Consider the following 14056-nt stretch of genomic DNA (forward strand, 5'->3'; position numbering starts at 1 on the left):
GGTCGGCTCGTTCGCCGTGCGTGGTTCGAGGTGTGCCGGGTCCGGGGTGTGCCGGATCGGGGACGTGCCGGTTCAGGGTGTGGCGAAGGCCAGCGCGTGCACCGCACCGCCGACCGGGTCGTCCGGGTCGCCGAGGCCGAGCGGCAGGTCGAAGTGGTTGCGGTCGGGCACCACCAGCTCGGTCACCGGAACCCCCAGCGCGGCGGCCCGTCCGGCGGCCAGCCGCTGCTGCGCGTCGAAGCCCGCCGGCTCGTGGACACCCCTGGCCAGCACCAGGGGCGGGAGCCCGGCGTGCAGGTGCCGGGCCGGCCCGCACTCGGCGACCTCGTCGGCCGACAGCCGGACCTCGTCGCCGACGCTGGTGTGCCGCAACGGTTCCAGCTCGTAGAGACCGCTGAGCAGCACCGCGCCGGCCGCCGGCACCGGGTCCGGCCCGACCAGGCACATGCCGGCCAACTGCGCGCCGACGGAGTGGCCGACCAGCACCACCCGCCGGGGATCGACACCGAGGCCCTCGGCGTCGTCGACCAGCGCCCGCACCGCTTCCCGCACCGACTCGGTGATCCCGCGCACGCGCGCCCGAGGGGCGAGCGGGTACCCGACGGCCGCGAAGGCCGCCCCGGAAGCCACCAACCCCGGTGCGCCGTAGGCGGACGACCACTCGTCCAGCAGCTGCCAGTAACCGCCGTGCACGAACACGACCAACGGCGCGTTCGGCCGGGGCGCGGGGAAGAAGTGCACCCGCTCGGCGGGATCGGCGCCGTACGGCACCGTCCGCCAGGCCAGCTCCGCCCGTGCCGCCGCGGACCGGTCCGCGTACCGGTCGAGGTACGGCTGGACCGAGGGGACGCCCAAGCCGGGCAGGTAATCGCGGTCGAGCCGGCCCGCACGGGCCGCGGCTAACCCGCCCTCGCTCACCGGCCCTGCCCGCCGACCGCGCCCCGGGTGAAGGTGTTGATCACGGCGGCGATCCTAACCGGACACACAGCCGGTGCTCGGCCGGACGACGGCCCCGCACCGCGGGCCGCCCGTCGCCGTGCGCGGCCCGTCGGCCCGACTCGGACTTGCGGGACGACCAGGGCAAACAGGGCCGTCCCGCTACGACGGCCACCCACCGGACGCCCGGTGCGCCGGACCCGTGCGGAAGCTGCGGGGTGCCGAATCCCGACCCCCTGCCCCGACCCCCTGCCCCGACCGCCCGCTCACGACCCGACTGCCGGCGGCTAGAGTGGGGTCCATGTCGAGTCCCGAGGCGGACACGGTGGGGGCTTTCGGTCACGCCGTCAGCCCCCTGCACCACTGAGGACACCGGTTCCGTCGCACCGCGACGGCCGGACGGGTGTGCGCTCAGGGAGCCGACCGCGGTGCCGAGAAGGCCCTTGCCGTGCTTCTCCCACCTCGGAGCCCACTCGATGCCTCTTCCGCTGTACCTGCTCGCCCTGGCCGTGTTCGCCATGGGCACCTCGGAGTTCATGCTCGCCGGCCTCCTGCCGGACCTCGCCGCCGACCTCGACGTGACCGTCGGGACGGCGGGCACGCTCACCTCGGCCTTCGCGGTCGGCATGGTGGTCGGCGCGCCGCTCATGGCGGCGCTCGCCCGCGACCGGCCCGGGCGGCTCGGCCTGCTCGGGTTCGTGCTCGCGTTCCTGGCCGCCCACGTCGTGGGCGCGACGACGTCGAGCTTCCCCGTCCTGGTGGTGACCAGAATGGTGGCGGCGCTCGCGAACGCGGGGTTCCTCGCCGTGGCGCTGACGACCGCCACCGCGCTGGTCCCACCCGACCGGAAGGGGCGGGCGCTCGCCGTGCTGCTGTCCGGGACGACGGTGGCCACGATCGCCGGGGTGCCCGGCGGCGCGGTGCTGGGCGCGCTGCTCGGGTGGCGTGCCACGTTCTGGGCCGTCGCCGCCCTCTGCCTGCCCGCCGCCCTCGGCATCCTGCGGACCGTCCCGCCGCGCACCGGGGAGCGGACCGCGGGCCCGCCCCTGCGGCAGGAGGTGGCGCAGCTCCGGCGGCCCCGGCTGGTCCGGGTCATGGTGCTCGGGGCGCTGGTGAACGCGGCCACCTTCGCCGCGTTCACCTTCCTCGCCCCCGTCGTGACCGGCACCGCCGGGCTGGGGGAGCTGTGGATACCCGTCGTGCTGGTGCTGTTCGGCGTCGGTTCGTTCCTCGGCGTCACGATCGCCGGCCGCGCGGCCGACCGGCGTCCCGGCCCGGTGGTCGCGGTCGGTGGTCCGCTGCTGGCCGTCGGCTGGGTCGCCCTGGCCACCGCGGCGGAGCAACCGGCCGCCCTGCTGGTGCTCGTGCTCGCGCAGGGCACGCTGTCGTTCGCGCTGGGCGGCACGCTGATCGCCCGCGTCCTGTACGAGGGTGCCGGCGCGCCGACCATGGCCGGCTCCTACGCCACCGCCGCGCTCAACGTCGGCGCGACCGCCGGACCGCTCCTCGCCGCGACCACCCTCGGCGCCGGGCCCACCGGTCCACTGTGGACGAGCGCGGCACTGGTCGCGCTCGCCCTCGTCGTGTCGGTCATCCCCGTCCGGAGCGCTCCAGGGCGAGTGCCGCCTGCCGGATGATGTCCAGGCGACCCGCCAACGTCGTGGCGGCGGCCGAGACCATGATCCCCAACGTGGTCACGCCCGCCGCCGCGTAGTCCGCCATCCGGCCCGCCACCCGGTCGACCGGACCGACCAGCGACGTCGCGTCGATGAACTCGAACGGCAGGCAGGCGGCCGCCGCGGCGCGGTCACCGGCGCGGAGGTGGCCGTGCAGGTCGGCGACCGCCTGCGCGAAACCGAGCCGCACGGCCATCTTGCAGTAGAAGTTGTGCTCGGGGTCGCCGATGCCCAGGAGGTAGGCGTACTGCCCGCGCAACGCGTCCGCGGCGTCGCGCGGGTCGTCGGCGAACGACGTCGCCAGGCACGGCAGCACGTCGAACCCGTCCAGGCCGAGCCCGGCGCGCGCCCGCCCCGCGGCGATCTCGGCCACCGCGGACTCGACCCGCTCGGGCGAGGTGAACACGCCGATCCAGCCGTCCGCGACCTCGCCCGCGAGCCGCAGGTTCCTCGGCCCCACGGCGGCGAGGTACACCGGCAGGTCCGCCCGCAACGGCTCGGTGAACAGGTGCAGCGGTGCCCGCGTCGACCCCGACCGCGGCAGCGGGTAGTGCTCTCCCTCGTGGTGGACGGGGCCGCCGCGCAACGCCGCCCGCACGATCTCGACGTACTCGCGGGTCCGGGCGAGCGGCTGGTCGAACGCCGCGCCGTACCAGCCGTCGGCGACGTCCGGGTTCGACACGCCGAGGCCCAGCCGGAACCGCCCGCCGGACAGGCTGTCCAGGGTCGCCGCGGTCAGCGCGGCCATGGCCGGCGTCCGCCCCGGCACCTGCATCACGCCCGACGCGAGCGCGATCCGCTCGGTCCGCGCCGCCACGTACCCCAGCACGCTCGGCGCGTCGGACTTGTAGCCCTCCGGCGCCAGCGCGATGGCGTACCCCAACCGCTCGGCCTCCCGCGCCAACTCGCCCGCGCCCTGGTAGACCAGGTTCACACCCAGCTCCATCGGTTCCCCCTTCCGGTCGCCGGAGTCGTCAGACGAGGTGGGCGCCACCGTCGACCAGCAGCACCTGCCCGGTCACGTACCGCGCGTCGACCAGGCCGAGGACGGCCTCGGCGACGTCCTCGGGCCGCCCCACCCGCTGCAACGGGGTCACCCGCTTGGTCATCTCGGCGATCTCGGTGAAGTCCTTGGTCCACGGCGTCTCGATCAGGCCGGGCGCGACGGCGTTGACGCGGACCTCCGGGCCGACCGTGTTGGCCAGCAGCCGGGTCATGTGCTCGATGGCCGCCTTGCTCACCGCGTACGGGATGGAGCTGCCCGCGGGCCTGCTGCCGGCCACCGACGACACGTTGACGATGCAGCCCTCGCCGGACTCCCGCAGGTGCGGCATCGCCGCCACGGAGGTCTGCCAGGTGCCCACGACGTTGAGGCCGAGGATCTCCCGCCACACCTCCGGCGTCACGGCGGCGAGGTCGGCGTGCGGGATGCGCCGGGTCGCGCCGGCGTTGTTCACCAGCACGTCCAGCCGGCCGAACTCCTCGACCGCGCGGCGGACCAGCCCGCGCGCCTGCTCCTCCACGGCGACGTCCGCCCGGTGGTGGACGGCGCCGGGCAGCGACTCGGCGAGCCGCCGCCCGGCCTCGACCGACCGGACCGAGTTGACGACGACCCGGACGCCCTCCCCGGCGAGCCGGCGCGCCACCGCGCTGCCGATGCCGGACGACGAGCCGGTCACGATGGCGACCCTCTTGTCGGTCACGACGAACCTCCTGCCTGCGCGGAGCCCGGTCGGTCCGGGACCTCCGGTGCTACCCGGTCGCGCGCGAGTCGCGCCGACCGTCGATGCCCCACGACGTCACCCGTCCGGGGTGGATGCGGATGAGCGGCTCGGGCCCGTCGACCGCTTCGGCGCGGCCCCGGACCTCGATGCCGCGCGGCACCCACGGCGGCCCGGTGCGTGCGGCCGACGTCGCGCCACTCCTTGCTCTGCGCCATGCCGTGGCCGCCGATCCCGATGACCTCGGGGTCGAGCCGCCAGCCGACCGGGCACACGTGCGGCAGGCCGTCGCGGCCCGCGGTCGCGATCCGGGCCGGCAGTTCGCGGTGGGGGCCCGACCGGGGGTAGTCGGTCTCGGCTGCGGTGGAGATGCCCATGGTCGCCTCTCGTCGTGGGGGTGCGGTGTTCCCGTCGTCCCACCTCACGACGACGGGTGCCGCGCTTCGGCGTGGGCACCCGCACGGCTCACCGTGGCCCGGCTGTTGCGCCCCAACGCCTCCCGCAGGTACGCCGCGGCGTCCGCCACCGTCCGCCCCTCGCCCAGCACCTCGGGCACGGCGTCCGGGTTGATGGCCACCGTGTGCCGCGCGGTGACCACGACGCCGTCCGCGGTGTCCTCGAACGCCCACGAACCGCTGTGCCCGAACAGCAGCTTCGGCGGCACCAACTGCTTGTAGACGATCGACGACGGCTCGAAGCACAGCCGGACGGACTCGGTCGTGTGCGCCGAGCCGTCCGCGGTGACCGTGTCCATCTCCATGTGCTGCACGCCCGGCTCGTCCTCCCGCAGCACGACCCGGCGCACGTGCGGCAGCCGGTCGGGCCACGCGTCCGAGCGGTGGACGAACGCGTAGGCGTCCGCCGCGGCCCCCGGCAGCCGGACCACGTCGCTGAACGAGAACACCAGGTCGTCGACCGGGTGGTCCTGCTCGGCGATCCGGGCGAGCGCGGCCAGCTCGACGGGGCTGTTGCGGTCCACCGCCCGGGTGATCCACTCCAGCGCGTCGGCGTCGTCGTCCACGGCGGTGAAGTCGTGCTCCAGCACCACCTCGGTGCGCCCGCCGGGCAGCCGGGTGAACCGCCAGGCGCCGCCCATGGACGCCACCGGCGCCTGGCCGCGCTCCTGCCGGAACGTGATCCGCAACCCCGCCCCGTCCAGCTCGCGCCGCGAGGTCCAGGACTTGACCTCGCCGTTGACCAGCGCCCAGAGCCGGAACCGCTCCTCGCGCTCACCGCGCTCCAGGTGCTCCACGTGCAGGCTGGGTGCGAAGATCACCGGCCACCGGGTCACGTCCGCCACCAGCGCGTACAGGCTCTCCGCGGGCGCGGCGACGACCAGGGTGTGCTCGGTGTGCCGGCGCGCCGCGCTCACTTCGCCCCGGCCAGGTTGTCGTTGACCAGGTCGAGCAGCGCGCGGGGCGTCTCCAGCTCGACCATCACCTCGTCCGGCAGGCTGATGCCGAAGTCCCGCTCGATGCGCGCCGCGGTCTCCATCAGCGCGAGCGAGTCGTAGCCGAGGTCGCTGAACGGCACGTCGGTGATGTCGGCGCGCAGGTCCGCGCTCTCCTCCTCGCCCGCGCAGCTGACCAGGATGGTGCGCAGGTCGTCGATCGTCATGGTGCTCATCTCTCACTCCTCGCAGTCGATGGGCCCGGCCGAGGTCTCAGCCGGGTACGGCGGTGACCACGACCGCCGAGTTGAAGCCCCAACGGCCGCGCCCGAGCACCAGGGCCGTGGCGACCCGGGCCTCCCGGGGCGAGCCGTGGACCAGGTCGAGCCCGTAGTCGTCCGGCACGTCGGCGGTGCCCGCCGTCGCCGGGATCACGCCGTCGCGGAGGGACAGCAGCGCGGCGACCACGTCGAGCGGCCCGCCGCCGGAGAACAACCGGCCGGTCAGGCTCTTGGGCGCGGTGACCGGGACGCCGCGCGGGCCGAAGACGGCGGTGATCGCGTCGGCTTCGGCGCGGTCGAGCTCGGGCACGCCGGCGGCGTCGGCGAACACCACGTCCACGTCCGCCGGGGTCAGCCCGGCGTCGGCCAGCGCCAGCCCGGCGGCACGGCGCAGCCCCGGTGGGCGCGGCGAACCCGGCGGCGGGTCGAACGTGGACGCGTACCCGGCGATCTCGCCGTAGACGCGGTGCGCGCCCCGGTCGCGGGCCGCGCTGTCCCGCTCCAGCACCAGCATGGCCCCGCCCTCGCCCGGCACGTACCCGCGCGCGGCCGCGTCGAACGGCAGGTAGGCGCGGCGCGGGTCGGTGGCGGTGCTGACGCGGCCGCTGGACAGGTGCGACAGCCAGCCCCACGGGTCGAACGCCGAGTCGACACCGCCGGTGACCACGAGCGGCGTGCCGCGGCGGACCGTGCGCCGGGCGTGCCCGATCGCGTCCAGCCCGCCCGCCTGCTCGGCGACCAACGCGCTGCTCGGGCCGCGCATGCCGTGCCGGATCGAGATCTGGCCGGTGTTCACCGCGTAGAACCAGGCGAACGACTCGTACACGCTGACGTACCGGGAGCCGCGCGACCACAGCTTGCGGAACTCCTGGTGGGTGAACTCGAAGCCGCCCGACGCGTTGGACGTCACGACGCCCATGTCGTAGTCGGTCAGCGCGGTCGGGTCGACCTTCGCGTCGGCCAGCGCCCACTCCGACGCGGCGAGCGCGAACCGGGTGGACACGTCGGTCTGGGGCAGCAGCCGGCTCGGGATGTGCTCCGCGGCGTCGAAGTCGAGGATCTGCCCGGCCAACCGCGCGGGCAGCGCCGACGCGTCGAACCGGGTGATCTCGCCGATGCCGCCGCGGCCCGCGAGCGTGGCGTCCCAGTACGCCTCCGCGCCCAGGCCGTTCGGCGCGGTGACGCCGAGTCCGGTGACGTGGACCTTCACGCGCCCGCCCCCCTGGCGCCGGGGCGGCGGAGCACCATCGCGCTCTGGAAGCCGCCGAACCCGCTGCCGACCGTGAGCACGGTGTCCACCCGCTGCTCCCGGGCGACCAGCGGCACGTAGTCGAGGTCGCACTCCGGGTCGGGCGTGCGCAGGTTCGCGGTCGGCGGGATCACGCCGTGCTCGATCGCCAGCGCGGACGCGGCGATCTCCACCGAGCCGATCGCGCCGAGCGAGTGCCCGACCATCGACTTGATCGAGCTGATCGGCGTGCGGCGGGCGTGCTCGCCGAGGCTGCGCTTGAACGCCGCCGTCTCGTGCCGGTCGTTCTGCTTGGTGCCGGAGCCGTGCGCGTTGATGTACCCGACGGCGGTGCCGTCCACCCTGGACTCGTCGAGCGCCGCCCGGATCGCCTCGGCCATCTCGCGGCCGTCGGTCTTGAGGCCGGTCATGTGGTAGGCGTTGCAGCGGGTGGCGTACCCAGAGATCTCCGCGTAGACGTGGGCTCCACGGCGACGCGCGCTCTCGTACTCCTCCAGGACGAACATGGCCGCGCTCTCCGCCAGCACGAAACCGTTGCGGGAACCGTCGAACGGGCGGGAGGCGTGCTCCGGGTCGTCGTTGTAGGTGCTGGTCGCCTTGATCGCGTCGAAGCAGGCCACCACGATCGGCGTGATGGGGGTGTCCGACGCGCCCGCCAGCACGACGTCCGCGCTGCCCTCGCGGATCAGTGCGACCGCGTGGCCGACCGAGTCGAGCCCGGACGTGCACCCGTTGGACACCATGGTCACCGGGCCCTCCGCGCCGACGGTCCAGGCGACCTCGGCGGGCATCACGCTCGGCACCAGGTAGTCGAACATGTACGGCGAGAGGTGCTCGGGGTCCGGCAGCCACTTCGCGCCGTCGTCGGACAGCACGCGGTACTCGTTCTCCAGGCTGGTGGCGGCGGCGACCGCGCTGCCCAGGCACACGCCGACCCGGTGCGGGTCGAGTGCGCCGACGTCGAGCCCGCTGTCCCGCACGGCGTCGCGCGCGCAGACCACGGCGAACTGCGCGGCGCGGTCCATGCGGCGGATCTCGCGAGGGCTCAGGCCCTCGGCGACGGCGTCGAAGTCGGTCTCGCCCGCGACCTGGGAGCGGTAGGGCGACGGGTCGAAGAACGAGATCCGGCGCGTCGCCGTGCGGCCGGAGGTCAGCAGGTCCCAGAACCGCGCCGTGCCCGCTCCTCCCGGTGCGCGCACACCGATCCCCGTGATCACGACCCGGCGGGTCATCGGTCGCCCCCGGTGTTGGTCGAACGAAGCATCTCGGCACCTCTCGTGTCGAATGTGGACGGCGTGGGTCGGTGGACTTCCCCGCGGTGGTGGGCGAAGCGTGCCGGGCCCTGCTCGGGCGCGACTCGAACACCGGTGTGCGACGCGGTCGAGGGGCGGGCGCCGGGATCGCTCCCGGCGCCCGCGCCACCCGGCGGCTAGCCGATCGCGGTGGAGGAGAGCGTCACCGGCGCGGGCGGCTCGCACAGCAGCGGGCGCAGGGTGTTGGGCGGGTCGCCCGGCGTCACGCTGTTGCGGACCCAGCGGAACGACGGGTTGTCGACGCTCGTGCCGCCGGTCGCGGACCGCGCCACGCCGGTGCTGCCCGCGACCAGCCCGACGGCCAGCGTGGGCAGGTCGAACGGCACGTTCGCGGTGAACGGGCCCGCGGCCTTGAGCACCAGGACGTCGCCCTTGCGCTCGACGGTCGTCGCGCCGCTGAGGTTGCTGCCGCCGTAGAGGACGTAACCGAGCAGCGACGCGTTCGAGGGCAGCCGGAACCGGAGCTCGACGTCGCGGACGTCGCTCTGGAACGTCGGGTTGGGTGTGATCACCGGCGGGTCGAACGCGATGCCGAAGAGGCCCTTCGGCGGCACCGAGCTCGGCGCGGTCACCTTGAACGTGAGGCTGTACGGCATGGTGGCGCTGCCGCCGGGGAACGTCACCAGGCAGCCGTAGTCGACCGTGACCTGCGTGCTCGCGTAGCTCGCCTCGGCCAGCCGGGCGATGCCCGCCCCGTCCGGCGTCGAGGGGTCGGCGCCGGCGGTGGTGGTGCCGATCGGCAGGATGCCCGCGAGCGCGATGGCGCCGACGGCGACCACGCGGGTGGCCCATTTCGACTGAAGGGTCATTCGTCGTCCTCTGCTGTCGTGGATGTGGTGGCGCGGATGTGGTGGCGCGGATGTGGTGGCGCGGCGACCGGTCGGCCGGGCGGGCGCGGCCCGGCCGACGGCGACCTCCGCGGTCCGGGGACTGTCTAGGCGGCCCTCGTCGAACGCCGCTCGACCGCCGGTCCAACGGGGGTCGTGCCCGCGTGGCCGAGCCGGGATCGAGCGGGCGTCGAGCGGGGCCGGCCACGCTGCGGCGCCAGACACCAGCGACCGGCGAAGGAGGCAGCAGGCGTGCTGGACCACCCGCTCACACAGGACAGCCTGACCACGGCGACGGAAGAGGTCGCCGCCGTCGCGGCCCGGTGCGCCGACCGCGCCGAGGCGGACCGGCGGCTCGACCCGGACGTCGTGCGCGCCGTGCTCGACGCCGGGTTCGCGCGGCACTTCGTGCCCGCCGCGTGGCAGGGCCGCGACGGCGACTTCCTCGACCTCACCCGGGCGGTGGCCGCCGTCGGGGAGGCCTGCGCGTCGACCGCCTGGTTCGCCTCGCTGACCGCGAGCCTGGGCCGCATGGCGGCCTTCCTGCCCGTCGAGGGCCAGGCCGAACTCTGGTCGGACGGACCGGACGCGCTGATCGTCGGCGCGCTCATGCCGATCGGCCGGGCCGAACCGGTCGACGGGGGCTGGCGGCTCTCCGGCACGTGGAGCTTCGTCAGCGCGGTCGACTTCTCCGACTGGGCGCTGGTGTGCGCGATGGCCGCCACCGGCGGCGCGCCCGAGGCGAGGTTCTTCGCCGTGCCCCGGGCCGCGTACCGGATCGAGGACACGTGGCACTCGGTGGGCATGCGGGGGACGGGCAGCAACACCCTCGTGCTCGAGGACGTGTTCGTGCCCGCGACGCGGTCGTTCAGCCGTGACCGGCTGGCGGCCGGCCGGTCGGCGGGGTCGACGGCGCCGTGCCACGCGACACCGCTGCGCGCGGCCAACGGCCTGTCCTTCGCCGCACCCGTGCTGGGCGCGGCCCGCGGCGCGCTCGCCGCGTGGACCGGGTACATCCGGGAGAAGACCCGCAACGCACCGGCCCGCGACGGGGTCGCCGCCGGCACCCCGCAGACGCACGAGCTGACGCTGACCCGCGCCTCGGCCGAGGTCGAGGCGGCGCAACTGCTGCTCGAACGCGCCGCGGGCGTCGCGGACCGGGGCGCCGTCCCACCCGACCTGGTCGCCCGCAACACCCGCGACTGCGCGTTCGCCGTCGACCTGCTCGTCACGGCGGTGAACCGGCTGTTCCGCGCGGCGGGCACGTCGGGCCAGTCCTCGACGAACGCCATCCAGCGCTTCTGGCGCGACGCCAACGCCGCGTCCAGCCACATCGTGCTCCAGTTCGAGCCGGCGGCCGCCGCGTACGCCGGTCGACTGCTGGCCGACCACGACACCCCGGAGGGGAAATGATCGACGTCAGCCGGTCGGACGCGGGCTTCGTCGCCCTGGTCACCATCGACGTCAGCGACCCGGCCGCGCACGCGCCGCTGCTCGACCTGCTCTCGCGCGAGGTCGAGCAGTGGGTGCGGCACCGGCCCGGGTTCGTCTCGGCGAACTACCACGTGAGCCTCGACGGCTCCCGGATCGTCAACTACGCGCAGTGGGCGAGCGAGGAGGACTACCGGGAGTCGTTCCGCAGCAACCCGGACGCGGGCTCGTTGCGCGCCGCGATCACCGCGATCGACGGCGTCGACAAGCTGGAGATGGTGGGGTACACGCTGGCGAGGTCGATCACCGCCGCGCCCGCGTAGCGACCCGACGAGCACGAACGCGGTGGCGGCGACCCGACCGGTCGCCGCCACCGCGTTCGTGCGGGTCAGGGGAGCTGGTCGTGCTCGACCCGGCGGGACCGGTTGAGCAGCTCGCCGTCCACCCGCACGAGCACGTCGTGCACCACGCAGCTCGGGGCGATGTCGGGCTTGCCACCGGGCCGGGTGGTGATCACCAGCGCGTACACCGTGGACCGGACGCTGCCGTCGTCCTGCGGCTCCAGGTCGATCATGCCGAACCAGTGCCGGCGCTGCACCGGGTCGCCGTCGAACCGCCGGTGGAACTCGTGCAGCTCGGTGCTGATGCCCGCCCTGGTGCGGGCGGGCTCGCGGCCGGGGGTGTGCCGGAACTCGCCGTCCTCGGTGAACGTGTCGGCGTAGGCCTCGAACGCGCCACCGTCGAGCAGCTGCATCTGCCGTGCGTAGAACTGCTGGACCTCGGCGTAGAGGTCGGTGCGGGATTGCGTGGTGGGCATGCGGCTCCTCCTGCGGGCAGCGGGTCTGTCGGCCGGCCCACGGTGGACCGCGCGGCTCGACGCCCGCTCGAGCCCGGCCCGTGCCGCCGCGCGTCGAGGCGTGCTCGACCGGCGGTCGAGCCGGTCCGGCCAGCATTCGGCCATCGCGGGCTACGGCACCGGCAACGGAGGAGACGACATGGCGGACAAGACCCGGCGGGTGGCCCTGGTCACCGGCGCCACCAGCGGGATCGGCCTGGACATCGCCCGGCGCCTGGCCCGCGCGGGCCTGAGCGTCTACATCTGCGCCCGGCACGACGACGTCGTGACCAAGACCGTCGACGAGCTGCGCGGACAGGGCCTGGACGTGGACGGCCGGGCCTGCGACGTGAGCGTGCCGGCGCAGGTGCGCGACCTCGTGCGCGCGGCCGTGGAGCGCTTCGGACCGATCGACGTCCTGGTCAACAACGCGGGCCGCAACGGCGGCGGGATCACCGCCGAGATCGAGGACGACGTCTGGTTCGACGTCATCAACACCAACCTCAACAGCGTGTTCGTGGTGACCAAGGAAGTCCTCACCGCGGGCGGGATGCTCGGGCGGGACTCCGGGCGCGTGGTCAACATCGCGTCCACCGGCGGCAAGCAGGGCGTGCTGCACGGCGCGCCGTACTCGGCGTCCAAGCACGGCGTCGTCGGCCTGACCAAGGCGTGGGGCCTGGAACTGGCCAAGACCGGCATCACGGTCAACGCGGTGTGCCCGGGCTTCGTGGAGACGCCGATGGCCGAGCGCGTCCGCACGCACTACGCGGGCATCTGGGGCGTCGACGAGGCGGAGACCCACGCCCGCATCACCACCAGGGTCCCGATCGGGCGCTACGTGGAGCCGCGCGAGGTGTCCGCGATGGTCGAGTACCTGATCGGCGAGGACGCGGGCGCGGTGACCGCGCAGGCGCTCAACGTCTGCGGCGGGCTCGGCAACTACTGATCGCGGACGGCGGAGGAGCAGACCATGATCGAGCACACCGTCGAGGACGGGGTGGCGTTCCAGGACGACTTCAGCGCGGGGTTCCGCCACGAGGGGCCGGACGCGCGGTGGCGGGTCCGCCCGTCCGGTGCCCTGCCGGCCGGTGACGGGGTCGTGCGGACCTCGTCGGACGGCGTGGTGGTGGAGCCGCCGGGGGTCGACCCGGTGACCGGCGAGCCCGCGTTCGCCCGGCCCGCGACGGACGGGCCGACCGAGCACATCCGGTGGGCGGCGTTCGCCGCGAGCACGTCGGCGGCGGGCTGGTCCGGCTTCGACGTGGCGCCCGGGTCGCGGTTCGGCGCGACGATGGCGATGTCGGCGCAGTTCTTCGGGCTGGACAAGCACGACCTCGGTGCCGGCGTCGACCCGGACTCGGACCTGCGGCTCGGGATGGCCGGGATGATCTGCGTCGACCTGGAGTCGGGCCTGGTGTTCGACTTCGTGCTGACCAGGCGGCGGGTGTACGCGCTCTACGAGCGGCTGCCCCGGCCGGGCCTGACGCACGCGGCGTTCTCGTACGCGGTCCCGGTGGCCGTGCGCGAGCCCGACCGGTTCCACGACTTCGAGGTGCGTCTCGACGCCGACCGGGCAGTGGTGCGGTGGCGGCTGGACGGGGCCGACGTGCTGGCCGTGGACCGGATCGGGCTGCGCTGCCTGGACCCGGAGTACCTGAAGAAGGACGAGGAAGGCCCGGAGTCGGAAGTGCTGCCGCGCCAACTCGCGCTGGGCTTCGGCCTGTTCACCGACCGGCTGTTCGGCCAGGGGGCCCGCCTGCGCGCCCGCCACGCCCGCGTGACCGTCGCTTGAGGACACCGGACGGGGCGAAGCCCCGCCCGCGCCACCGGGTGGTCAGCAGGGGTCGGTGTTGGACAGGTCCTCGACGAAGCGGCTGAACAGGCGGGCCAGCTCGGCGCGGTCCCGGTCGGACCAGTGGGCGATCGCCTGGCCGAGGAAGGCCTGGCGGAACAGGTGGGCGCGGCGGGCCAGGTCGGCGCCTTCCCCGGTCAGGCGCAGCTGGATGCGCCGGCCGTCGGTCTGCGAGGCGACCCGTTCCAGGTAGCCCGCCTGGATCGCCGAGCCGACCATCCGGCTGGCCCGGGACGGGTCGAGGCCGATCCGGTCGGCGACCAGCCCGACGGTGACCCCCTCGCTGTCGGTCTCCGCGCCCTCCTCCACCGCGTACAGCACCGGGATCAGGCTCAGGTCGACGCGCGCGGCGGGCTGCTCCTCGGAGATCCGGCCCAGGCTGCGTCGGACCTGGTTGCGCCGCAGCCGACCCAGCGCGTGCTCGATGAGGGCCAGAGACGGGTCGTCCATGGCGGCCAGGTTACCCGAAAGTATGCGCATTGCGATTTACCTGCGTTGCGCATATATTTGCCAAACTCACCTACTTGCGCAGGGCAGTCGACGGA

Annotated in this window: 15 protein-coding genes; 5 read left to right on the forward strand and 10 right to left on the reverse strand. The window is 74.5% G+C overall.

Annotation, left to right across the window (positions count from 1 at the left end):
* Nucleotides 1-72 precede the first annotated feature (72 nt).
* Nucleotides 73-918: an alpha/beta hydrolase gene (locus tag FHX81_RS37125; protein WP_141983132.1), complete on the reverse strand. Its 846-nt coding sequence runs from the start codon at nucleotides 916-918 to the stop codon at nucleotides 73-75.
* A gap of 494 nt (nucleotides 919-1412) precedes the next feature.
* On the opposite strand from FHX81_RS37125, the gene FHX81_RS37130 reads away from it, so the two are divergent.
* Nucleotides 1413-2573 (forward strand): Cmx/CmrA family chloramphenicol efflux MFS transporter, encoded by a 1161-nt coding sequence (locus FHX81_RS37130; RefSeq protein WP_141983133.1) that lies wholly within the window; start codon nucleotides 1413-1415, stop codon nucleotides 2571-2573.
* Here the strand turns inward: FHX81_RS37130 and FHX81_RS37135 are convergent.
* From FHX81_RS37135 to FHX81_RS37170, 7 genes are all read right to left on the reverse strand, one after another.
* Complete coding sequence (locus FHX81_RS37135; protein WP_141983134.1) at nucleotides 2527-3558, reverse strand: LLM class flavin-dependent oxidoreductase; 1032 nt, start codon at nucleotides 3556-3558, stop codon at nucleotides 2527-2529. The two genes, FHX81_RS37130 and FHX81_RS37135, sit on opposite strands and share 47 nt — an antisense overlap.
* Before the next feature lie 28 nt (nucleotides 3559-3586).
* Nucleotides 3587-4315 (reverse strand): SDR family NAD(P)-dependent oxidoreductase, encoded by a 729-nt coding sequence (locus FHX81_RS37140; RefSeq protein WP_141983135.1) that lies wholly within the window; start codon nucleotides 4313-4315, stop codon nucleotides 3587-3589.
* Nucleotides 4316-4754: 439 nt separating this feature from the next.
* Entirely contained in the window at nucleotides 4755-5705 is a 951-nt protein-coding gene (locus FHX81_RS37150) for an aromatase/cyclase (protein WP_141983136.1), read from the reverse strand.
* Nucleotides 5702-5959: an acyl carrier protein gene (locus FHX81_RS37155; protein ID WP_141983137.1), complete on the reverse strand. Its 258-nt coding sequence runs from the start codon at nucleotides 5957-5959 to the stop codon at nucleotides 5702-5704. Before FHX81_RS37155 ends, FHX81_RS37150 begins: the two co-directional genes overlap by 4 nt.
* A 37-nt stretch (nucleotides 5960-5996) precedes the next feature.
* Entirely contained in the window at nucleotides 5997-7214 is a 1218-nt protein-coding gene (locus FHX81_RS37160; RefSeq protein WP_141983138.1) for a ketosynthase chain-length factor, read from the reverse strand.
* The gene (locus FHX81_RS37165) at nucleotides 7211-8485 is read right to left on the reverse strand and encodes a beta-ketoacyl-[acyl-carrier-protein] synthase family protein (RefSeq protein ID WP_141983139.1); all 1275 of its coding nucleotides are present in this window, start codon (nucleotides 8483-8485) and stop codon (nucleotides 7211-7213) included. Before FHX81_RS37165 ends, FHX81_RS37160 begins: the two co-directional genes overlap by 4 nt.
* 197 nt (nucleotides 8486-8682) lie before the next feature.
* Complete coding sequence (locus tag FHX81_RS37170; RefSeq protein ID WP_141983140.1) at nucleotides 8683-9375, reverse strand: hypothetical protein; 693 nt, start codon at nucleotides 9373-9375, stop codon at nucleotides 8683-8685.
* Nucleotides 9376-9645: 270 nt separating this feature from the next.
* Between FHX81_RS37170 and FHX81_RS37175 the strand changes: the two genes are divergently transcribed.
* Together FHX81_RS37175 and FHX81_RS37180 are read left to right on the forward strand one after the other, a co-directional pair.
* A complete protein-coding gene (locus tag FHX81_RS37175; RefSeq protein ID WP_141983141.1) occupies nucleotides 9646-10806 on the forward strand; it encodes an acyl-CoA dehydrogenase family protein in 1161 nt (386 codons plus the stop codon).
* The gene (locus tag FHX81_RS37180) at nucleotides 10803-11147 is read left to right on the forward strand and encodes an antibiotic biosynthesis monooxygenase family protein (RefSeq protein WP_141983142.1); all 345 of its coding nucleotides are present in this window, start codon (nucleotides 10803-10805) and stop codon (nucleotides 11145-11147) included. Before FHX81_RS37175 ends, FHX81_RS37180 begins: the two co-directional genes overlap by 4 nt.
* A gap of 65 nt (nucleotides 11148-11212) precedes the next feature.
* On the opposite strand, the gene FHX81_RS37185 is transcribed toward FHX81_RS37180, so the two are convergent.
* Nucleotides 11213-11641, reverse strand: coding sequence for a nuclear transport factor 2 family protein (locus FHX81_RS37185; RefSeq protein WP_141983143.1), 429 nt, complete (start codon nucleotides 11639-11641; stop codon nucleotides 11213-11215).
* 178 nt (nucleotides 11642-11819) lie between these two features.
* Here FHX81_RS37185 and FHX81_RS37190 point away from each other — a divergent pair, with 178 nt between their 5' ends.
* Both FHX81_RS37190 and FHX81_RS37195 read left to right on the forward strand, forming a co-directional pair.
* Complete coding sequence (locus FHX81_RS37190) at nucleotides 11820-12605, forward strand: SDR family NAD(P)-dependent oxidoreductase (protein WP_141983144.1); 786 nt, start codon at nucleotides 11820-11822, stop codon at nucleotides 12603-12605.
* A gap of 24 nt (nucleotides 12606-12629) precedes the next feature.
* Nucleotides 12630-13451 (forward strand): DUF6081 family protein, encoded by an 822-nt coding sequence (locus FHX81_RS37195; RefSeq protein WP_141983145.1) that lies wholly within the window; start codon nucleotides 12630-12632, stop codon nucleotides 13449-13451.
* A 42-nt stretch (nucleotides 13452-13493) separates the two neighbouring features.
* Here the strand turns inward: FHX81_RS37195 and FHX81_RS37200 are convergent, their stop codons facing one another.
* Nucleotides 13494-13961 carry a MarR family winged helix-turn-helix transcriptional regulator gene (locus tag FHX81_RS37200; RefSeq protein ID WP_246108157.1) on the reverse strand — a complete coding sequence of 156 codons (468 nt, stop codon included), beginning with the start codon at nucleotides 13959-13961 and terminating at the stop codon, nucleotides 13494-13496.
* Nucleotides 13962-14056: the final 95 nt, after the last annotated feature.

The organism is Saccharothrix saharensis (assembly GCF_006716745.1).
Taxonomy (GTDB): domain Bacteria; phylum Actinomycetota; class Actinomycetes; order Mycobacteriales; family Pseudonocardiaceae; genus Actinosynnema; species Actinosynnema saharense.